We start from the raw sequence: 22833 nt of genomic DNA on the forward strand, positions 1-22833 counted from the left end.
GTTCAACATCAATGGTGGCTGATACACCGCTTTCGCGAGCAGGCTCGCTCCCACAGAGGGTTAGCGGTGGTCTTCCTGAACGGTCACGGTCGCTGTGGTCCCTGCCCGCAACTTGTCCTTGCCCCCATAGTCATCATCGATCTTGATTCGCACCGGTACCCGCTGCGCCAGTTTGACCCAGGTGTAACTGGGGTTGATGTTGGCCAACAACCGCCCACCGGGCAGGTTTTCCCGGTCGGCGATGGCGAAGGCGATGCTTTGCACGGTGCCGCCAAAGCGTTCGCCACTCATCAACTCGATATCGACCCGATCACCCTCCCCGATTCGCGGTAGCTTGGTTTCTTCGAAGTAGCCGCTGACATAAAACGAATCGCTGTCCACCAGCGCCACCAGCGGACCGCCCGCCGTCGCGTAATCGCCCTGCCGGGTCAGCAGATTGGTGACGTAGCCGCTGACCGGCGATTCGACCCGGGTGCGCTCCAGATCGTGTTCGGCCTCGGCCAACGCCGCTATGGCCAATTGCACGTTGGCCTGGGCAAACCCCAAATTGGCCTGGTTACGTAACAAATCAGCCTGGGCCACGGACACATCGGTACTGGATTTTTCCCACTCTTCACCGGAGATCGCCGAACGCTCCTTGAGTGTCCTGCGGCGGCGCTCCTCGCTCTGACGCTGTCGGAGCAACGCCTGACTCGCCACGATGGTCGCTTCGGACTGACCCAACGAGACCTTCGCCACTTCCACCGAACGCTTGGCGTGTTCCACCGCCAGGGCATAACGCGAAGGGTCGATCTCCAGCAGCAACTGGCCCTTCTCCACATGCTGGTTATCCTGCACGCCGAGGGTGACGATGCGACCGCCGACATCGGCGGACAGGGTCACCACATCGGCACGCACTCGCGCATCCCGGGTCCAGGGGGCGCGGGTGTAGTGCTCCCAGGCAAACCAGCCGAGCACAAAAGCCAGGGCGACCACGGCCAGCGTCGAGAGGTGGGCAAGGATCTTCTTCAAGGCGTCAGGCTCCCATCACCAGAATCAATGTCGCGCACACACAGGCGTACAACGCGCCCTCAAACAAGGCTTCATGCCAGACGAACTGCAACACGCCAAGGCGCCGCAGGATCCAGTCCAGCACCAGGAAAATCGGCAGGCCCAGCAACAGCGCTTGGGCAATCGGCGGCAGGTAGACGCCGCCCAGTTCCAGATCAATGGGCAAGGCTCGCTACTCCCTGTTGCGCAGTGGCGGGTTCGAAGTGGCGACGGTGTCGTTCCAGGAATGACACCACGATCAGCAGTGCCACGCGCATGCGAAACACTGACCACAACTGCTCATGGACGCTGGAATGCAGTGCATCCAGTTCGTCGCCCAAAACGTGCAAGCTATCGAGCACAGGGTCCACTTCACTGCCGGGCCGTCCGGCGACCAGCCGCCCGGTCTGGCGAACCGTGTCGAACAATCGGGTTTGCGTCTGCGGGCTCAGCAGTCGATTGTTCTGCCCCTGTTGCCTGAGCTGGTTCAAGGCAATGCCCAGGGCCAGGCAGCCGAGGCTGACCTCGTACAGATCGCGCGCCGGTTTGTCCTGGATGGCGGGTAACAACCCCAGCATCGTGGTCAGACGGTCGACCATGCGGCTTTCAAAAGCGAACTGGTTTTCGTCGGTCGCCGGCATTTTCAGCAACGCATGGACCTGCTCACAATTTTCCTGATGCAACCGGCGGATGCGCAGTACAGGCCGGAACGGGAAGATCAAGGCATACACGCTCAGCGCCAGTGCAGCGGCACAGGTATAGGCGCCGGCGAATTCAAACCACTGGATCGCGGTGTTCTGCCCTATCCCGGTGTTTGTCGGACCCAGCAACAGAAACGTCGTCAACCCCAGGCCGATCCCCGTGCCGGTAGTGGGTGGGCTGGACAACCCCACTGCGACGGCATACAGCAAGGGCGCCAACAACAGCGCCAACAGCTCGAAACTGCTGATCATCGGCACCAGCGCGAACTGCAACACCGCCGATACCACCAGCGCCAGCCCCAGTCCCCGTGCATAGCTCTGGACAGCCAGCAGCGGTCGGGGAAATGTCGCCATCAGCGAGCACAGAATCCCCGTCACAACCATGCCACCCCGGGCGCCATCCCAACCGGTTTCGATCCAGATCAGTCCCGCGACCATCAGTGCGCAATAAGCACGGATAGCGTTCATCGCCGCCAAGGTGAAATCCAGGTGCAGCGGGTTGGCTTGGCCGCGATACAGGCTGCTGGCCTTGCGTCCGCTCTGGATCGCATCGGCCAGCTCCAGAATGGTTTCCAGTTGCTGCAGCATGCGCGCCTGTTCCCAGCGCAACGACCAGGACAGCGAGCGCAAGGTGGCTTTCAAGGGTTCGGTCAGTTGCTCCGAGCGATAAGCCAGCGCATCGAAACGCTGTTGCAACACGGCAAACTGGCGTCGTTGCTCGGCGGACAGTGCGCGCCCCTGCCTGGCCAGTTCATCAAGAAAAATCAGCTCCTCCGTGAGCAGCTGTTGTATTTCAGCCGGAATCGCACCTTCCCAGCGCTCGAGCAACAGCACACGCTGGTGGCGCAATGCGGTCAGCCGCGCCGTCAGCAATAACAGCTGATTCGCGAGCAATTGCACCAAATCATCGGAACTGCTCAATCGCGGCGCGTCGTAATACAAATGCCGGCGTACCCCCTCCAGCGCGCTGATCTGCCCGAGCAACTGCATCTGCCGTTGGTGAAAGTCAGCCTCGCTTTCCTCGGTACGAATGACGGCGCTGGCATGGGTCGCCAGCAATTTGATCACCTGATCGATCCGCGCAAAGTAATCCTTGGCCACGGCCTCCGGGCGTGCGGTCAGCAAGCTGACGACACAGACACAGGCCACCGCCAGCAGCGTCTCGGTCACGCGGGTCACGGCCAGCAGGAAGGTGCCGTCCTGATCCGGCACCGCCAGCAGCCCCACCACCACCGCCGTGTAGCCGCTGAGCACGAACGCCTGGGAACTGGTGTAGCGCAACAAGGTGCCACCGGCGGTACACAGTGCCAGCCACAGTGACAAGGTAATAAGGAATGGCACTGGTGCCTGGGGAAAGATCGCCATGATCGCCACGGCCACGATCGCACCCACGGTAGTGCCAATGACCTGACCAAAACTGCGCGCCAGCGTCATGCCAGCCAGGGGCTGGCTAACGATGACCACGGCCATGATCGACCATTTGGGCTGTTCGAGGTCGAAGATGAAGGCCAGGTACAAGGTCAATAAACCGGCCGCAATGGTTCTCAAGGCAAACAGCAACACCCCGCGACTGGGGTGGATGATGGCCTTGAAGTATTGCAGCAGCGCTTGCATCGGGATCGCTCGTGGGCGGTTATCCAGCAAGCGTAGTCACTGCTTCGGAGCATCGACGGGTTTCAGTATCAGCGGCGCCGGCAGGCACATTCGTGGGTCCTGTCGGGTGGTCGCAGCCGGCTGCAAGCCAAGTCCGGGTTTGACTCACAGCCCGGCCTGACCGAAGCTGCTCACTTTGCAAAAGTTTGCCAGCTTCCGGATTCCGCATGCCCAAGTCCCGCCGATACCTGCTCATCAGCCTCTGCGCCCTGTTTATTGTTGGCCTCGCGTGGTTGTTCCTGCGCAGCACAACGCCCGAGGTGCCGGAGGCGATCAAGCGCGGCTACAGCGAAGCGCTGGCCCGGGCCCGTGCAGGCCAACCTGGTGCTGCCCGGGTGCTTTACCAGCAATTGGCCCGTCCGGACATTTCGCCCAAGCGGCGCGTCTGGTTGCATGCCGAACTGCCCAACTACCCCAGCTCCGTAGCGCTGAAACTGGCGGATGCGGATTTGCAGCACGAATCACCCGAAGTACGCATTGCAGCGATCAAAAGCATCAGTGGCCTTGTCACCAGCGCGCAGCGCAGTTTGTTGCTGGGGCCGTTGCTCGATGACAACGATCAGAGCGTGCGGCTGGCGGCGGTCAATGCACTGTTGGGGCTATCGCCAGATGACCTTGGCTTGTATTTCGGGCCACTGGAACAGGCCATCGATGCTTGGCTGCAGTTGCTCAAAAGCGCGCCGGACACCGCCGATAACCACTATCAGATGGCACGCCTGCATTTGCACAACGCCGAATTGAAAGAGGCACAGCAGGAACTGGACAAGACCTTGCATCTGGCACCGGACAATCTACCGGCACTGGTGATGCAGATCGAGGTGCTGGACCGGCTGGGTCAAGGCGAAGCAGCCCGCGAGTTGCTGGCCAAACAGCTCAAGGCACAGCCCGACTCGGCTTACTTGCAACATGCCTTGGGGCTCTGGCTCCTGCATCACGGTCAAAGCGAGTTCGCCCTGCTCGGCCTGTCCAAGGCCGTAGAACTTGAGCCGGACAACAAGGATTACCGCTATGACCTGGCCACCACGCTGCACGGCGAACAGGAGCTGGAGGCGGCGCAAAAGCAGTTGCAGGAAATCGTCCAGCGCCACCCCAATGATCGCAAGGCGCGGGTGCTGCTGATCAATTACTGGAAGGAAAGCGGGCAGCTGCAGAACGTGCAGATTCTGTTGGCGCAACTGGAACAGCTCAACCCTGACGATCCGGCTCTTCAGCAGGGCCTTTAACACCAAACACTGTAGGAGCGAGCTTGCTCGCGATGGTCGTGAACGATAACGCGGGAATCCTGACACCCAGCGTTATCGTTATCCTTCATCGCGAGCATGCTCGCTCCTACAGACATGCCAATACAAAAGTTTGAACGCTCATCTCGACCAAAGGTCAAGTGAACAGGCAGCCCCTTCACGGCCCAAGCGCCAGCTGCCTCGTTCCCCTGGTCAAGAGAGGGCATTTTTTGTCTACATCCAACGAGTTCATCAGCGCAAAAGCCGCCACCGGGATTGAAGGTCTGGATGACATCCTCGATGGTGGGCTGTCCCGTAGCCATGTGTTCCTGCTCGAAGGCGAACCCGGCACCGGCAAGACCACGGTTGCCCTTCATTTTCTTCTGGCTGGCGCCCTGGCCGGCGAACGTTGTTTGTACATCACCCTGTCGGAAACCGAGCGCGAGTTGCGTCAGGGGGCCAAGTCCCACGGGTGGGAGATTTCCGACAACCTTCACATCTTTGAGCTGACACCACCGGAAAACCTCCTCAATGCCGAGCACCAGCAGACCTTGCTGTACTCATCGGACCTCGAGTTGGGCGAAGCCACCAAGCAGATCTTCGAGGTGGTCGAACGGGTCAAGCCGACCCGCGTGGTCCTCGACAGCCTGTCCGAGATCCGTTTGCTGGCGCAAAGCTCCCTGCGCTATCGCCGGCAGATCCTCGCGATCAAGCATTACTTCGTGCGCTACGACGCCACGGTCCTGCTGCTGGATGACCTGACCACCGAATCCCTCGACAAGACCGTACACAGCGTCGCACACGGGGTGATTCGCCTGGAGGAACTGACACCCAACTACGGTGCCGAGCGGCGACGTATCCGGGTGGTTAAGTACCGGGGTCAGAAATATCGTGGCGGTTTTCATGACTTCACCATCATGGGCGACGGCGTGCATGTATTTCCGCGCCTGGTGGCTGCCGAACACCGCAGCGCCTACCTCAGGCAGCAATTGACCAGCGGTATCCCGGAACTGGACGCCCTGCTGGGCGGTGGCATCGAGACCGGGTCCAGCACCTTGATCCTCGGCCCGGCCGGTACCGGCAAATCGCTGATCTCGATGATCTTCGCCGTCGCCGCCGTGACGCGGGGCGAAAAAGCCGCGTTGTTCATTTTCGACGAAGAATTGGGATTGCTGTTCGAGCGCATGAAGCACCTGGGTATCGACCTGCAAGCACTGCAAGACACCGGCAACCTGCTGATCGAGCAAGTGGATGCCGCCGAGCTGTCCCCCGGCGAGTTCTCCCACCGGGTGCGGCGCTGTGTGGACGGGGGCGATATCAAGACCGTAGTCATTGACAGCATCAACGGCTATCAGGCGGCGATGCCAGAAGAAAACGCCCTGGTGTTGCACATGCACGAGCTGCTGCTGTACCTCAACCGCAAAGGGGCCGCGACCTTCATGACCGTCGCCCAACATGGATTGGTCGGCGACATGCAGGCCCCGGTGGACATTACCTACCTGGCCGATACGGTCATCCTGCTGCGTTACTTCGAGGCACTGGGCAAGGTGCGCCGGGCCATTTCGATCATCAAGAAGCGTACCGGCACCCATGAATCGACCATCCGTGAATACCGGATCGGTTCACGGGGCATGACCATCGGTGAACCGCTGGAAGCCTTCCAAGGCGTACTGCGCGGGGTTCCGACCTATCTCGGTGCGGGAGCGCCGTTGCTCGCGGATGAACATTCGTGATGGTCCAAAAAGAGACCTCCGAGCGCGCGATCATCCTCGCGCCACTAGGGCGCGACGGCCAGATTGCCCTGATGATCCTTAGAGAAGCCGGTTTCGACGGGGTCATCAGCCGCGATCTGCACGGACTGTGCGCTGAGCTGGAACAAGGCGCAGGCTTGTTGCTGGTGTCTTCAGAAGCCTTGCTGGGCCAGGATCTTTTGCCGCTGCTCAAACTGATCGAACAACAACCGGCCTGGTCCGACTTGCCTATCGTTCTGCTGACGCACCATGGCGGCCCGGAACTGAACTCGACGTCACGTTTCGGCTCACAACTGGGCAATGTGACGTTCCTTGAGCGCCCTTTTCATCCGGTGACCTTGATCAGTCTGGTGACCACCGCCTTGCGTGGTCGCCGACGACAGTACGAAGCCAGGGACCGGCTGATCGATTTAAGCCAAAGCGAGCTGCGCCTGCAAAACACCCTGGAAACCCTGGAGCAGCAAGTCGAAGAGCGCACCGCACAGTTGCGTCACAACGAAGAAGTATTGCGCCAGTCACAGAAAATGGAAGCGGTCGGCCAACTCACCGGCGGTATCGCTCATGACTTCAACAACATGTTGACCGGCATCATCGGCAGCCTGGAGTTGCTGCGACGACGCCTGGCCCGAGGACGCTTTGAAGATCTGGACAGTCTGATCGACCTCGGCGTGACCTCCGCCAATCGCGCGGCGGGCCTGACACACCGCCTGCTGGCATTCTCCCGACGCCAGTCGCTGGACTCCAAACCTGTGGAGATGAACGCTCTGGTGGTGTCCATGGGCGAATTGCTGCAGCGCAGCATTGATGAAAGCATTTGCCTGGACATGCAATTGAGCGAATCACTGTGGGTGGCGGAGGCCGACCCCAATCAACTGGAAAGCGCCCTGCTCAACCTGGTGATCAACGCCCGTGACGCCATGCCCGATGGCGGCCAACTGGTGGTGAAAACATCCAACCGGCAACTGGACGCCGACTTCACCCAACCCCACAGCAATCTCGAACCCGGGGATTTCGTGGTACTCAGCGTGACCGACAATGGCTGCGGCATGCCGCAAAGCACCATCAACCGCGCATTCGATCCCTTCTTCACCACCAAGCCCATCGGCCAGGGCACGGGCTTGGGGTTGTCAATGATCTACGGATTCAGCAAGCAATCGGGTGGCCACGTCGCCATTCAAAGTGAAGTCGGCGAAGGCACCACCGTCAGCCTTTTCCTGCCGCGTTATCGGGGCCATGTCTCGCAAGGTCAATCGGTAGAAAGCCTGCACCCGACGATTGCCGGGAACGGGGAAACGGTGCTGATCGTTGAGGATGATCCTGCCGTGCGGGTATTGGTCAGTACGGTGCTGAGCGAGTTGGGCTATGGCTTTGTCGAGGCCGGCGATGCGGACAGTGCGATGCCGATTCTCGATTCGGGACAACGCATTGACCTGATGATCAGCGACGTCGGGCTGCCCGGCATGAATGGCCGGCAACTGGCGGAGATCAGTCGGCAATACCGGCCCGGGCTCAAGGTGTTGTTCATTACCGGCTACGCCGAACACGCGGCGGTGCGTGGGGGCTTCCTGGATCCGGGCATGCAGATGATCACCAAGCCGTTTACCTTTGACCTGTTGACGGCGAAAGTGCGGGAGATGATTCGGGTTTGAAACACCCATTCCCTGTAGGAGCGAGCTTGCTCGCGAAAAACGTCTGGACAACGCGTTCATCCAGACAGGATGCGTTATCGTTGTCGTCCATCGCGAACTCGCTCCTACAAGGGCTACGACAATAGATCCTGCATGATGTCCTGCAACTCATCCAGGTCGAACGGTTTTTCCAGAATCGGCGCCTTCAGCGTGATCGGGCTGCCGGTTTCGCGGATTTCCTTCGCGTAGCCACTGATGAAAATCACCTTGAGGTCCGGTCGCAGCTTTACCGCAGGTTCAGCGATCTGTACGCCGGATATGCCGCCCGGCAGCCGGTAGTCGGTAATCAGCATATCCAGATGCGGCTTGCTGGCGAGGATCTCGAAAGCCTGCTCGCCGTTTTCCGCCTGTAGCACACGATACCCCTGCCCCGACAAGTAGTCGGTCAGCACCATCAGGATAACCGGCTCGTCCTCGACGACGAGTACTACATCTTGTGCATCTTCACTCATGGGAAGCCTTTGTTCGTTCAATAGCTGCTGATACGACCCCGGGGTCGATCAGAGGTTGCGTTTATCGGGCTGTTTTCCTACAGCGGCAGACAAACGCGAAACAGAGCGCCTTCGCCAATCCGGCTTTCGACGGTAATCGTTCCGCCATGGGCGGTCACTATCTGTTCGGAAATAAACAATCCCAGGCCCAAGCCGGCGATGGCGTGCGTGGCCGAAATCCGTTCGAACTGTTGGAAAATCCGTTGCTGGTTCTCTTCGCTGATACCGATCCCGAAATCCCGGACCTCGACCCGCGCCTCACCATTTTCACTGTATACCTTCACTTTGATCGGGCTCTTGGCACCGTAGCGCAAGGCGTTGGTCAGCAGGTTGGAAATCACCTGTTCAATGCGAAATTCATCCCAGTTACCGACCACCGGTTGTTCGGCGTCGAGGGAAACCGAAGCTTCGGCGGCTTCGATCTGCTGGGCAAAATTCTGTAACAAACTGCGTACCAGCACCGACAGATCGAAGCAGGTCGTCCGGATCGACAACTTGCCGGTGCGAATGCGCGACACGTCGAGCATGTCTTCGATCAGGCGGATCAGGCTTTTGATCTGCCGTTCGTCGCGGTCGACCATGGCGTGCATTTTATCGAGGGTAAATGCCGCGGCGTTATCCCGCGCCAGGTGCATCTTGCGCAGTTGGGTTTCAAGAATCAGGCCATTGAGTGGCGTGCGCACCTCGTGGGCGACAATGGACATGAAGTCATCGCGCATGCGCACCGCCTGCTCGAGTTCGATTTGCGTGCTCTGCAACTGCGCCAGCAATGCCTCCTGCTCGCGACGGCTCTGCTCCAGCGCTTCGACCTGCTGCTTCATGGCCTTGCTCTGGCGGTACAACTCGACGAACACATTGACCTTGCTCTTGACCGCATGGATATCCAGCGGCTTGTGCAGGAAGTCCACGGCCCCGCTTTCGTAGCCCTTGAACGCATAGTTGAGCTCACGGCCGGCGGCGCTGACGAACACGATCGGGATGTTCTTGGTCTTTTCCGTGCCACGCATCAATTCGGCCAGTTCAAAGCCGTTCATACCCGGCATCTGCACATCGAGAATGGCCATGGCGAATTCGTGCTGCAGCAACAGGGACAAGGCTTCGTCAGCCGATTGCGCCTTGAATACGGTGCGGTCTTCGCGCTTGATCAGCGCTTCAAGTGCCAACAGATTCTCCGGCAGATCGTCGACGATCAGCAGTTTGGCCTGGATATTACTTAGCATGCGATTCGTTCCAGCTCGACAAGCAGACGGCCGATGCCGCTGACAGTAAGAATATGGTCGGGCTGATGAATTTCCAGCGCCGCCTGAGGCATGGTCGCCACCTGAGCCTCCTCAGGGTCTTGCACGATCGTCAGGCCGCCATGGCGTTTGACCTGCGCAAGGCCATGGGCACCGTCGCGGTTGGCGCCGGTCAGCAACACGGCCGCCAGTTTCGGGCCGTAGGCATCGGCGGCTGATTCGAATAAGTAATCGATGGCAGGCCGCGAATAATGCACACGGTCCTCAAGGCTCAAGGAAAAGCTGCGGTCCAGTTCCACCGACAAGTGATAACCGGGCGCGGCGAAATACAGCGTTCCGGCTTCAATCGAGGTTTTGTCGATAGCCTCCCGAACCGGCAGCGCAACACGCCGGGCGAAGACTTCCGTCAATTGACTGCGGCGTTCGTTCGGCAGATGCAGCACCACGATGATCGGCAACGTGAATCCTGCCCGCAGCGGCCCGAGGATGTTCAACAACGCCTCAACCCCACCGGCCGAGGCGCCGATCACGATGGCTTCTATGGAAGGCAAACCTGTTGCGCCGTTCATGTTTTGCGGTAGATCCGTTCCTGTTTGACCAGCGGCTCGAACCGATTGCCAAAGGCTGAAAAATCCGGGGTTTCCTTGCTGCCCAGCACCAGAAATCCACGGTGGCACAGCGACTCGTGAAACAAACCGAACGCGCGATCCTGAAGCGTTTTATTGAAATAAATCAATACATTACGACACGAAATCAGTTGGGTTTCCGAGAATACGCTGTCGGTCGCCAGGCTGTGGTCGGCAAAGGTCACGTTCTCGCACAGCGACTTGTCGAAAATTGCGTAACCGTAGGCCGCCGTGTAGTAGTCGGCGAACGAACGCTGGCCACCGGCCTGCTGATAGTTAGCAGTGTAGGCGCGGACATTCTCCATGGAGAAAATCCCTTGCTTGGCTTTCTCCAGCGAGCGCGGATTGATGTCGGTGGCGTAGAGGATGGTGCGATCGAGCAGGCCTTCCTCGCGCAGCAAAATGGCCATCGAATAGACTTCTTCGCCCGTGCTGCAACCGGCGATCCAGATCTTGATCGACGGGTAGGTCTTGAGCAGTGGCACCACCTCCCGGCGAATCGCCAGGAAGTGCGAGGGATCACGAAACATTTCGCTGACTGGAATCGTCAACAACTGCAGCAACTGCATGAACGCGGCGGGATCGTGCAGGACCTTTTCCTGCAGGGCCGAAATGGTATTGCACTCGAACTGGCTCAACGCGTGGATCACCCGCCGCTTGATCGATGCACCGGAGTAATCGCGAAAATCGTAGCTGTACTTGAGGTAAATGGCCTCGATCAACAACCGCAGTTCGATTTCGGTATTTCGCTCCACTGAATACTGGCGCTCCACTAGATACGTTCCATTTTCGGCAACCACACACGAATCAGCGAAAACAGGCGATCCAGGTCGATGGGCTTGGCCAGGTAATCGTTGGCGCCTGCTTGCAGACAGCGCTCCTGATCGTCCTTCATGGCCTTGGCCGTTACCGCAATGATCGGCAGCTTGCGCCAGCGCGGGTCCTTGCGGATCTCGACGGTGGCTTCAAAACCATCCATCTCCGGCATCATCACGTCCATCAGCACCAGATCGATGTCTTCGACTTCATTCAATCGAGCAATCGCTTCACGACCATTTCGGCCGATGACCACGACCGCACCCTTTTGCTCCAATGCACTGGTGAGGGCGAAGATGTTGCGCACATCATCATCCACCAGCAGCACTTTTCGACCCTCGAAGACCTTGTCGCGGCTGCGGGCGGTCTTGAGCATCTTCTGTCGTTCATGGGACAGCCGGGATTCGACTTTGTGCAGAAAGAGTGTCACCTCATCCAGCAAGCGCTCGGGCGAACGTGCCCCCTTGATGATGATCGAGCGTGAATAGCGGCGCAGTTCTGCCTCTTCGTCCCGGGTCAGGTTGCGCCCGGTGTAGATAATGACCGGCGGGAACGAGCAGATTTCCTCGGTGGACATGCGCTTGAGCAAATCGCCGCCGAGCATATCCGGCAGCTTGAGGTCGATGATCATGCAGTCGAAAATCGTCGTGCGCAGCAGGTCCAGCGCGTCCTGGGCAAAGCCGACCGCGGTGATTTCGATGTCATCGTCGCCGATCAAGCGGGAAATGCTGTCACGCTGCAAATCATCGTCTTCCACCAGCAATACGCGCTTGACCTTCTGGGTCAATTTGGCTTCCAGGCGCACGAACACGTCCTTGAGTTCTTCCCGGGTGGTCGGCTTGACCGCATAGCCGATGGCGCCCATGTGCATCGCCGCTTCCACCCGGTCTTCAACCGAAATCACATGCACCGGGATGTGCCGGGTTTCAGCGTGTTCCTTCAGGCGTTGCAGCACGGTCAGCCCGGAATGGTCCGGCAGGCGCATATCGAGCAGGATGGCGTCGGGAATGAATTGCCGGGCCAGGTCGTAGCCTTCGTCGGCGCCATGAGCCACCAGGCACTGATAGCCCAACTCATGGGCGAGGTCGTAGAGGATGTGCGCGAAATTCGCCTCATCCTCCACCACCAGAATACAACGGGAGGTAAACGGCGCCTTGCTGCGATCATCGTCGAAACGCGGGATATGGACATCAGCGATCACTGGCTTTGCCTGCGGAGCCGCGACGCTGGGGACGGCCATGACCGATGCCCGCATCGGCTCGATGGCATCATCTCCAGGTTCAACGTAGTTTTGCGGCAATACCAGGGTAAACACACTGCCCTGCCCCGGCGCGCTGGACACGCTGATGGAGCCGCCCAGCAATGTTGCCAGATCGCGGGAAATCGACAGGCCCAATCCGGTGCCGCCGTAACGGCGATTGGTGGTGCCGTCGGCCTGGCGGAAAGCCTCGAAAATGCTTTCCTGCTGATCGTCGGCGATGCCGATCCCCGAATCGCGGACGCTGAAAGCGATACCCTGATTCGGCGCACTGGCGACGCTCAAGCTGACGCTGCCTTGTTCTGTGAATTTCACTGCGTTGGACAACAGGTTCTTGATCACCTGCTCCAGGCGCTGGCGATCGGTGAACATCATGGCCGGTGCATCGTCCTGCAACTCGACGTGGAATTGCAGTTGTTTGTCCGTCGCCAACGGCTGGAACATGCCGCGCAAACCGTCCACCAGACGTTCCACGCTGGTGTTCTCCGGGCGGATTTCCAGTTTGCCGGCCTCAACCTTGGAAATATCGAGGATGTCGTTGATCAGGTTGAGCAAATCGTTTCCAGCGGAGTAGATCGACTCGGCAAACTTGACCTGCTCGGCACTGAGATTTTCCTGAGGGTTTTCCGCGAGCAACTTGGCCAGGATCAGCGAACTGTTCAACGGCGTGCGCAGTTCATGGGACATGTTGGCGAGGAATTCCGACTTGTATTTGCTCGAACGCTGCAACTCTTCGGCACGCTCCTCGAGCTGGGCCTGGGCCTGATTCAATTCAGTGTTCTTAAGGTCCATGGCGTCGCGTTGCTCGGCGAGAATCTCGGCCTGTTCAGCCAGTTGCTCGTTGGTCTGCTCCAGCTCGACCTGTTGGGTTTCCAGGTGCGCCTGGGACTCCTTGAGAATCCGCGACTGTTCTTCGAGTTCTTCGTTGGCGGTCTTGAGCTCTTCCTGTTGCACCTGCAGTTCTTCGTTGAGCTGCTGGGTCTCCGCCAGGACTTCCTGCAAGCGCTGGCGATAGCGCGCCGCCTCGATGGAGGTGCCGATGTTGCCGGCGATCAACTCGAGCAACTCGACGTCACGGTCGTCCAGCGGACGCAAAAAGCCCAGTTCGATGACACCGTTGACCCGATCATCGTCGCTGGTTGGCACCACCAGCACACTGCGCGGCAGTCCCTCACCAAGCCCGGAACTGACCTTGAAATAGTCACTCGGTACTTCATCGAGACGAATCAGCCGCGCTTGTTGCGCCACCTGACCGACAATGCCTTCATCGCTGTAAATCTGCTGCTCACGCTCTTCCTGCTCGCGGGACATGCCATACGCTGCCACGCGCTTGAGACCACCGTGCTCCTCACGCACGTAGATGGCCGCCACGGCGCTGCCCAAATACTTTGCGCAAAACTGCAGAATGTTGCGTCCCAACATATTCAGGGACAACTGCCCCAGCATCTGCTCGGCCAATGCGGTCTGACCTTCGCGCAACCAAGCCTGGCGCTCCAATCGACCGGCGCTGGCCTGTTGTCTGGCCAGGTTGGCGCCGTATTGTTGCGAAAGATTGATCAGGTCACGACGGCCAACATACGCCAGCAAGCCGCTGATCGCAGCGATGAACACCAGATAGAGGGCAATGCTCCAGATCGTCGTGCGTCGCACTTCCTCGTTACGCGCTGCGCGTAACTGCTGCTCCATGTCGATCACGTCTTCGAACTGTTTGCGGATTTCGTCGGTCAGGCGCTTGCCCTTTCCGGCCTTGACCGCGCTGCGGTAGTCACCGCTGGTTCGCTGCAAGTCGATCATGGTTTTCGCGTACTCGACCCACTCCTGCTGCAAGCCTTGCAACCGATGCAATCGGTCAGACTGAACCGAATTGTCGGCGGTCAACTCAAGCAAGGTATTGAGCACGACTTCGATTCGCGGCTTGGCGGTTTCGTAAGGTTCGAGAAATTTTTCATCGCCACTGAGCAAGAAGCCGCGCATGCCGGTTTCCAGATCGACCGTCAGCTTGACCGCCTCGTTGGCGTTATTGATCACCCGGTCCGTGTGCTCGACCCACTGGATCGTCGACAGCAGGTACGTAATCAGCGACACGAAAAAGACCGCACTGATGGCGCCGACACCCAGCGGCAGACTGATGTTGCGGCTCAGGAGTTTGCGGAAGCGTTGCTCATCAACCGAAGACGCAGAGGTCATAAATCAGCCTTGTTGAACGGGTGAAAACCAAGGAGTTTGCCCCAAAAACGGCGAATGGATCCATTTTTCTCACGCCTTTTCGAGCAAAGTCCTACATTCAGCTGCTCCCATGACTACGGGAGCGGTTATCCTTTCCACTATTCTTTTATAGCGCGTCGGGAACTTGTCGGGATCCGCCACTTACTCATGGATTAGGGTCGGCGATTTCAATCGACCGGTGACCGTCCATCCATTGTCGAGAACCCCACCATGCCAGCCAACGCCTCCACCATTCTGGTCGTCGAAGACGATTCCATCGTGCGCAGTTTGATTATCGATGTGTTGGAGGAGCTGGAGTTCAATGTGCTGGAGGCCGACGGCAGTGAACAGGCCCTGGAAAAACTCCGGGACCAAAACCTGCACATCGACCTGATGATGACCGATGTCGGCCTGCCGATCATGGACGGCCGGGAACTGGCCAACGAAGCGTGCACCCTGCGCCCTGGCCTGCCGATCCTGTTTGCCAGCGGTTATGCCGAAAGCATCGACGTGCCGCCTGGGATGCATGTGATTGGCAAGCCGTTTTCAATTGATCAGTTACGCGACAAGGTCAAAAGCATCATTGGTTAGTTAATAGAGGCGTCAATATTTTCATCATGTTTGAAACCCCGGTGGCACCTATCGTTTCGGGTTGATCCATGCCTGAACGTGCTTAGCGTTGAGGCATTTTTTGAACCGCGTCTCGACAAGGCCTATTCATGCTTCCCGCAAACACTACTTCAGTCGTCCGCCCTGCCTTCGTATCCTCTCCCCCGCCAACGGCACCTTCGACATCCAGATTTTCGGGAGCTTGTGTCCGTAATTCAACGGCCGGCAATCTTCGCTGGTCCCCCTATGCCGTAGTAGAAAAGCCCGCCTCAAAAGATTCAAAGCTGCCGATTTCGTGCCCGGTGTACAACGGCCTTCTCACAACCGAAGAAATCCCCGAAAGTTTGAGAGATGAGGTGATCCACTCCCAGGAATCTCTAGAAAGAAGCTGGACGTCAATCGCAGAGCAACTACGGACACAGCCGCTCACGGAGGAAGACGTTCTACAGACACTTAAGGCCGGCTTTCTGCAAACACCGCACGGTAAGGTGCTGGCCCCGTTATTCGTAGATGCCATCCTGCGTTCGATCAAGCCGCTGGACGGGCTCACGCCAAAACAACTGCGCGAGATTGTCGAAGTCATTTGTGGACTGCCCCCGCATCTATGGGCGGATACGTTGGGCGAACATATCAATTTCCCTCGTGGCCACAATGGCGAAGGTGTACATGGATTTATTCAGAACCAACTGACGCAATCACGTTTGCTAAGAGAACAACGGATCGCCGATGGCGAGTTGCTCGATAACGACACATGGAAAGCGGTGTGTGACTTCACCAAACAAGCGCGTCAGTACGTTCGCAGGTCCGCTGAAGGGCCACTCAACACACACTTGCGTCAACTTGAAGATCACCTTCATGTCAGGCCGTCTCCCAAGGACGCCCAAATGCTGGTGGCCCTGTTCGTTGAAGCATTGAACACGCCGGAACCGGCTCAACGTCAGCGTTGGCCGGAACGTTTCGCAGTCACCGCTCAAGCGCTTCAGGACCGTTTACAGGCCATCGAGATCAACGATAGCCGGCCGGAACTGAGTGACGTGGTGCATTCGACTCTATCGAAAATCGCGACACCGCTAAACGCAGCACTCACCAGACTGGGCGCAATATCCCTGAAAGTCGTTGCCGATGGGATTGGGAGCGTCGTGGAACAGGCGTACGACACTTTGGGATGTTTCGTTTTCTTTGCCGGTAGTGAATCTGTGCACGTTTCCGGGCAACAGGCTGACAACCCAACCGCCGAGTCCGAGTTGCTGTTGAAGCTGCAAGAGATTGAAAAACGTTCGAGTTTTTATGATGAAGTCAGCACCTCGGGACCACACTACACCGGAGGATTTCTTGGAAAAGTACTCTTCGTTGCCAATGCGCTGGATACCGTTGGAGTACTTGGCATCGCGGATAAAGTTCGGCCACATCTACCCGCAGTTCCGACGCCGGCACCTGTTGTTGTACCGCTAGAAGCGCCAGATGTTTCGCCGGTTTCAGTGGCTGAATTGCTGGACCGAGTAAAGCGAACGGAAAAGGAGGTGTACGAATTTTTAGCGCCGCAGCCACCAACACCAGAGGCTGAAGCTCGTGAAGATATTGGCAACGACGCGAACCCACCAGAAGCCATACAGTCAACATCTTCGGCAAGGGACGGACTTGACGTTGAACAGATGGCGCGGGCAATCGGCGATATCTTGCGCAGGATCGACGATGCACTGACCTTTCCGTCGGCTTCAGCTAATGAACTTCAAGAGCTTCTGGGAGAAAAGCAGGAGGACCTCGAAGCCCTGAGCAAGTTGCAGGAAGAACTTGACGCACTGCGTCAGATTGAGCCCGTTGGACCTTTGCAGGTACCGCCGACTTCATGGTGGGAACCGATTGCACAGCAGTTAAACAACGTGCTGCTCCGATTATCTACAGCTCTCGCGACTTACTCGCTCGGAGCGGCCTCCACAGCCCTGCAACTGGCCAGGGACAATCCCGGGGCAAGCGTGACGGCCGCTTTTGTCGCGGCCTCGACACTGTATAACGAATATCGCCAATCCCTTCCGGACCCAGCAGCCCCCGGCACCGCCTTGCCCCCGGCCCCGGAAAGCCCGGCGTTGCACCAGGAGCGGCTGGAGGACGACATCGAGCAAATCCTGGCACAGCCCGTAGCGGCAGGTGAGCCTGTCCTTTCCCAGTCGATTCTCAATCTGATGTATCAGTCCACAGAACGTGACCTGCTCGACGATGAGCAACTCATCGAGGAAGTTGCCCTCGAGTTGCAACAACCCAGCCCGCAAGCCCCCGAAAAAACCTACCTGGAGTTGATCCGTGAGCTGCAGGCTACGGAGCATGTCGAACAGACTTCCGTCAAATCAACACAGGACGTTCATCACATTCGCAAACGCAATACGGCGGCGTTTAAGGCGTCAGCCCTGTCATTCAACGCCCGGGAGGAAGATGTTGAACCGACGCCCGACATCGAAGAAAGCGAAGAAAGCGAAGAACAAAAAGTAGCGAACCTCGATCAGTACCTCAAAACCATGGAAGCGCTGCAGAGTGTGGCTACCGATATCGACCAGTCCACCGACGACAGCCCCTCGGAAACAGCAACCGGAACCGCAAAACAAGTGATCCACTTACTGCGCCACAGACGCGCGGTGACGTGGATGGATGATTCTCGGGCCGCGGGCGATACGCAGTTGGTTAACAGTTACGCCCACGCGTTGAACAAATTTGCCGATGGCACGGTCCAGTACACCCACGCGACTGTCGTCGTCCCCATGCATTCGACCTTTGGCCAGTGTTATTTGAACCTTATCAACGCGTTCAAAAACCCGTTCTTCATAGACTGGGCCCAACAGGCGAATATCGAGCTTCCCACTGTTCGGGTAAACACGGCGGACAGCACGCTGACCGCAAAGGTCAAAGGCGTCGAGACAACGTTCAAACTCGATGACAACACTGGCTGGGGTAACGTCGCCGGACCGATATTGAGGACGGCCGGTATTGTCGATCCAACCTACATCGGCGTGGCTTACCCGATCGACTCGTCAACGCCTCTGGCGCTGGTGAGCGGGTTTCAGGGTGAACGCTCAGCGCCGACCCAGGCTCAGGCACGCCAGCGCGCTCGGGAGTTGGCGGCAAACCAGGTCTTTGACCCGATAGCATCCGACGATCCGCTCAGGCCACTGGAGTTGAGATCCGAAGCAAACGTTGAAAAACAACGACAAAACCTGGGTGATCTCTACACCCATCATGCGCTGATTACGGGACTGACCGACCTTATCAAGGGCAAATCCGACGGCGCGTCCGTAAACCTCAATGCCTGTCTATTCGCCACCGATAAAAATTCGTTATTTGCCAGCCGATACCCGCAAGAAGCCCAGAGATTGGTCACTGCGCAACGATTTATCGACGCCATGGGCTGGAAAATGCCGAAGAACGTGGGAGAGGTACTGAATTTAATTAAGGTTTTGTCTTTCGTATTACCCGAGAGTACTGAACAGGGGGACTATAAGGGTGCCCTTGGGTATGACAGTCCCCTGACAACCGCGCATATACAAACGATCCGGCAAACGGTTCAACGTCTTGAAAAACCAATGTCTGGTGGCTTACTCGTCAATCTCCTGCAATCGCAGTCCGTGACCAGTCCTGATCAGGGTCTGAACCTTGCGTTGAATAGCGCTAAAGGCAAACTCCTTGGCTCGGCACTTGAGTCGAACCTCAATGCCATAAGCACTCCGGGCAGCGCGACCGAGTGGGTCATGGCAGCCCTCCTGCTCGACATTGATCCTACTCCGGGCACGCCCCGCAACCACGTGGCCGGTTACAACCTCACGCAATCGGCTAACTGGGGAGAGAAACCCTCGACTGTGGTGGGTCGCCTCGAAGCTCACCTTTTAGCGATCGGAAAAGTCTCGGCCACAACCGCGCCAGTTGCCGCCTGGCACTTGCTGTCAGCCTTCGCGCCAGAATTTCTGGTCACCAAGATGCCCGACAACCTGGTCTGCGGTAGCCACACATGGGCAAGCTTCAGGATCGCGGTGGCCCGTATCGAACAGCTCAATCCGGGGGCTACAAGGAAGATGAGCTTCGAGCAAGTGATGAGCTTTGGCAGCACGCAACCCATTACAGCGGGCCAGGAAATAGCCACACAATCAGTCTCGGTGAATCCGCTCATCGACTGGGCCATAGCCAATGGGGTGCTCATGGCGAATGCCTCCGACACCTACACGACAACCCAGCTGGGCATCGCTCGGGAGAAATTCAACGCCGTCAGAACGGAAATGGCCAACGCTCGGGACGCTTTGACGGCTGATGTACCGACCAGAGAGCAATTGGCGCTGACCGAGCTGGAGCGGGTTTTCGGTAAAGATCTACCGTACAAAAAACTGTGTTTGAGCCGCAGAAATATCCCCCAAGGCCAACCGATTTCAATGTATTCACTGCTGGACCTCTATATCACCGGGCAACTGACCCCAGGGATATGGAAATCATACGATGCTCGGATTCGAGTTTCTGAGCTTGAGGGGAAATTCAGTCAACTGAAATCGGCCGAATCGATTTTCAAAAAATCGTTCACCTCGTACTTTGACAACTTGCGCAGCGGTTCCGAATCTGTATTCAAGTACCTTGTTTCGCAATTACCACTGGAGGATCGACAAAGTCTCGAATATGGCAGTCAGAAATTTTATTCGGTGCGCAGTGCCATTAACGAAGACCGCCACTCTCAAACTTCTGAGAAAATAGAAGCGCACAAGGGCCGTCACGGCGTATTGATTCGATCGGAATACAAGGGAAAGGTTGCCTACTATGAAGTATTTCCTGGCTCGGTTGAGATTCGAAAAAACACACAACTTCCAGCCAACCTGAAGTTGAACGGCGAGATTAAAACCTTTCGCAGCAGGAACGATCCGAGCGGTTATATACAAAAGCAATGCGCCACACCTCAACCCGTTGATTGGGACGCCTATAAAAAAGGTTCGGCGCCACGCAACGGGATCACATCCGACGTCATCATCGAAGACATACAACCCGTCACCCAGCAGGCCACATTCTACCCACAAGGCTACAACTTCGACAAAGCGCCTAATGCTTTTTCTCCAAGCTCACGGATTGACTATCTGGCCAAAGTTGCTGTTGATGAACATTTCGTGGTGGGGCGAGAAAAGTTGGAATCCCTGGCCCGAGGCTCTACAAACTCAGAGAATGAAAAGGCGTTCAAGAGCAAGTTATTGGACTTCTTCTCCAGTCTTGTGCCCTTCAAATCCTGTATCGACAACATCAGCCAGGGCAATGTCGGCGGAGCCGTGTTTGACTGCCTGTTGGATGCGGCAGGCTTCGTCATACCAGGCGGCGTGGCAGCCGGCCAGGCTGTCAAAGTGGCAAAAACGACCGGCAAGTTCGTCCCCAAGGCAATGAAGATGACCTGGATCATGACCAGTAGCCTCGTCTCCTCCGCCAATCCACTGGATGGCGTGGGTGATTTGCTCAGGTTCGGGAAAAACGCAGTGTGCAAGCTGGGAACCACGGCATACCGGGCCGCTGGCGTTGGTATCGATCAGATCAAGAATCTGTATGGCACGACGAAAGCCGTAGACCATGGGCAATTACTCAAACGCGCGGATATTGCAGAAGGGGTTGTCGGTTCGAAAATCGCAGGCCAAAGCAATTCGCTGACCGCGTTGTTCAAAAACGGTAAATGGTATGCCTTTGACGCCGCCCGCAATCGCCCCTATGGGCCGCCCCTCGAGAATTTCAGGCCCGCCAGCTCGATTCCGTTGGAGCTTACTACCTTCAGTGACGGGTCAACCGCGTTTACGCCATCACGACTTTTCGATACCGAGCCTCACACGATTCAACGCTTGTCCGGAGAGGTCGATGTAGTCGTTGGTGTTAACGTCTTGCGATTCAATCCTGAACAACCGAATACCCTTACTGACATAACCTCACCTGCCTATAATGGAAAACTTGATGGATTCGACGCGGTTTGCAGCCGAGGCGGTAAATCAAAGAAAGGAATCACCTGTCTCTCAAAATCAATACAAATCACTAGAGCGCCGGAGCAACAACGGGCGCAGGCAATTGAGCACAAGCGTCTTTACCCTTCAATAGAAAACCCACAAGTAATACATGAGCGGCGTGCATACAAGGTTGACGGTACATTGGGAGAAGCTAAACCAGCTCCCAATGTCGTACCTATGCATTTCAAGTCGGAAACCACCGGCAGCATCATCGACGATCAACACTTCGGCTTTTCGGATAAACACATCGATGATGAACTGGAAAAGAAGACGAGAATTGTTAGAGTGAATGCCATCGTCAACGGTGTCGACGATATGCGCGACGTAAGAGCATTCCAAGTGGACATCCCTGGCTTCATATATGGCAAGTACAACTACTTGGTAGCCGAAGTAGACACCGGGCTATTTTATTATTGCTCTTATGATAAAAAGAAGACGGACAACATTGTATTCACACGACTGGACTACGAAGATAACGGACTGGCAGCTGACCTGATCAAAGGATTTCACAAGGCAAAAGACCCTTTATTGAGTGCTGCACTCGTCATTCCGAATCAGCCTTTTCTAGCCTTGCCGTCACTTGAAACCCTGTATAAAAATCTAGAGGACAAAAAAGGCTTCACGCCCGATGATATTGAGGCATTAAAGAAAAAAGTCGAGCTTTTTTCCGATGAACAAAAACGGGAATTTATTATTACCACTTGGAACAAGGGAAATGAATTAGGTGTTGAGGTCTATATCCCGGAAATCAGAGTCAACATTGCAGCTAAGCCACCGGGCTTTGCGACATTCTCTGAAGACAGCAAAAACCGCTTTTATGCAAGTATCGCAACGCAGCAAGTGGAAGATCAGTTCGAGGCCACTGGACTGGGGTCTTTTAATAAACTTTTAGATGATGACGTAAGTGACAAACAACGAGTAGCTTTGGCTCAACCCATTGTCCTGTGGGAGTACTTCAGGAGTGACTCCACCCATTATGCTGAGATGATACTGAAGACAGGCGCGGGAAACTGTGACCAGATGGCTTATGCAAGCGCTGCAACCGCCATAACTAACGGCGGTGACGCAAGCATTTGGAGAATGCCAGGGGCACATGTCTTTACAGTAGTAGGGATTCCGCAGGGAACTTATCGCTCAACTATCGACTTTAGTGAACCTGAATATGTAAACATCTGGGTTAGCGACCCATGGGTAGGTATCCATTGTCCGGCGTCCCAATACATGGAGCAACTCAAGGATAAAATGACCCAATGGAATCGCGAGGGGAGAAAAATTATTTCCACCGACCGGACAGCCAACCCACCGGTTAACCGATGGACGGGTCCGCTGGAACAGAGCTGGTTTGAGCCGGTCATTCTTGGACCAAAAGAAACGGGTTCAAAAAAGAGCCCCTGAAATCAACGGTTGAATCAAACCAGAACCGACGCTCCCCACCTGGGAGCGTCAACCTCTGTGACTCACCTCGTCGTTCGAAACGAACCAAACCAGCCCGCCTTCCACAGTAGCTGTGATTTAATTGCCTCCCTGCCTGTTCTGCCCTGCCCGCCTCAAGGAA

General features: G+C 56.9%; 13 protein-coding genes. 5 read left to right on the forward strand and 8 right to left on the reverse strand.

Going from position 1 to position 22833, the window contains the following annotated elements:
* Window positions 1-60 precede the first annotated feature (60 nt).
* The 3 genes from ACSFE6_RS19065 to ACSFE6_RS19075 are packed head-to-tail and all read right to left on the reverse strand — an operon-like array spanning window position 61 to window position 3344.
* Complete coding sequence (locus ACSFE6_RS19065; RefSeq protein ID WP_435429045.1) at window positions 61-1011, reverse strand: HlyD family efflux transporter periplasmic adaptor subunit; 951 nt, start codon at window positions 1009-1011, stop codon at window positions 61-63.
* A 4-nt stretch (window positions 1012-1015) separates the two neighbouring features.
* On the reverse strand, window positions 1016-1216 hold the full coding sequence (locus ACSFE6_RS19070; RefSeq protein ID WP_110963029.1) for a DUF1656 domain-containing protein: 201 nt from the start codon (window positions 1214-1216) through the stop codon (window positions 1016-1018).
* Window positions 1206-3344 (reverse strand): FUSC family protein, encoded by a 2139-nt coding sequence (locus ACSFE6_RS19075; protein WP_435429046.1) that lies wholly within the window; start codon window positions 3342-3344, stop codon window positions 1206-1208. Before ACSFE6_RS19075 ends, ACSFE6_RS19070 begins: the two co-directional genes overlap by 11 nt.
* 206 nt (window positions 3345-3550) lie before the next feature.
* On the opposite strand from ACSFE6_RS19075, the gene ACSFE6_RS19080 reads away from it, so the two are divergent.
* The 3 genes from ACSFE6_RS19080 to ACSFE6_RS19090 all read left to right on the forward strand — a co-directional run bounded on the left by ACSFE6_RS19080 (window position 3551) and on the right by ACSFE6_RS19090 (window position 8003).
* Window positions 3551-4606 carry a tetratricopeptide repeat protein gene (locus ACSFE6_RS19080; protein ID WP_435429047.1) on the forward strand — a complete coding sequence of 352 codons (1056 nt, stop codon included), beginning with the start codon at window positions 3551-3553 and terminating at the stop codon, window positions 4604-4606.
* Between the two features lie 227 nt (window positions 4607-4833).
* Window positions 4834-6336: an ATPase domain-containing protein gene (locus ACSFE6_RS19085; RefSeq protein WP_435429048.1), complete on the forward strand. Its 1503-nt coding sequence runs from the start codon at window positions 4834-4836 to the stop codon at window positions 6334-6336.
* Entirely contained in the window at window positions 6336-8003 is a 1668-nt protein-coding gene (locus tag ACSFE6_RS19090) for an ATP-binding protein (protein ID WP_435429049.1), read from the forward strand. Before ACSFE6_RS19085 ends, ACSFE6_RS19090 begins: the two co-directional genes overlap by 1 nt.
* A gap of 113 nt (window positions 8004-8116) precedes the next feature.
* Here ACSFE6_RS19090 and ACSFE6_RS19095 read toward each other — a convergent pair whose 3' ends face one another.
* The 5 genes from ACSFE6_RS19095 to ACSFE6_RS19115 all read right to left on the reverse strand — a co-directional run bounded on the left by ACSFE6_RS19095 (window position 8117) and on the right by ACSFE6_RS19115 (window position 14658).
* A complete protein-coding gene (locus tag ACSFE6_RS19095; protein ID WP_435429050.1) occupies window positions 8117-8494 on the reverse strand; it encodes a response regulator in 378 nt (125 codons plus the stop codon).
* Window positions 8495-8571: 77 nt separating this feature from the next.
* Complete coding sequence (locus tag ACSFE6_RS19100; protein WP_435429051.1) at window positions 8572-9753, reverse strand: hybrid sensor histidine kinase/response regulator; 1182 nt, start codon at window positions 9751-9753, stop codon at window positions 8572-8574.
* Window positions 9747-10340: a chemotaxis protein CheB gene (locus ACSFE6_RS19105; RefSeq protein WP_435429052.1), complete on the reverse strand. Its 594-nt coding sequence runs from the start codon at window positions 10338-10340 to the stop codon at window positions 9747-9749. Before ACSFE6_RS19105 ends, ACSFE6_RS19100 begins: the two co-directional genes overlap by 7 nt.
* Window positions 10337-11170 (reverse strand): CheR family methyltransferase, encoded by an 834-nt coding sequence (locus tag ACSFE6_RS19110; protein ID WP_435429053.1) that lies wholly within the window; start codon window positions 11168-11170, stop codon window positions 10337-10339. The genes ACSFE6_RS19105 and ACSFE6_RS19110 overlap by 4 nt, the downstream gene beginning before the upstream one ends.
* On the reverse strand, window positions 11170-14658 hold the full coding sequence (locus tag ACSFE6_RS19115) for a response regulator (protein WP_435429054.1): 3489 nt from the start codon (window positions 14656-14658) through the stop codon (window positions 11170-11172). Before ACSFE6_RS19115 ends, ACSFE6_RS19110 begins: the two co-directional genes overlap by 1 nt.
* Before the next feature lie 249 nt (window positions 14659-14907).
* Between ACSFE6_RS19115 and ACSFE6_RS19120 the strand changes: the two genes are divergently transcribed.
* Both ACSFE6_RS19120 and ACSFE6_RS19125 read left to right on the forward strand, forming a co-directional pair.
* A complete protein-coding gene (locus tag ACSFE6_RS19120) occupies window positions 14908-15267 on the forward strand; it encodes a response regulator (RefSeq protein WP_435429055.1) in 360 nt (119 codons plus the stop codon).
* Window positions 15268-15587: 320 nt separating this feature from the next.
* Window positions 15588-22673, forward strand: coding sequence for a hypothetical protein (locus ACSFE6_RS19125; protein WP_435429056.1), 7086 nt, complete (start codon window positions 15588-15590; stop codon window positions 22671-22673).
* Window positions 22674-22833 lie beyond the last annotated feature (160 nt).

It is taken from the genome of Pseudomonas baetica (assembly GCF_051216495.1).
Classification (GTDB): Bacteria; Pseudomonadota; Gammaproteobacteria; order Pseudomonadales; family Pseudomonadaceae; genus Aquipseudomonas; species Aquipseudomonas baetica_B.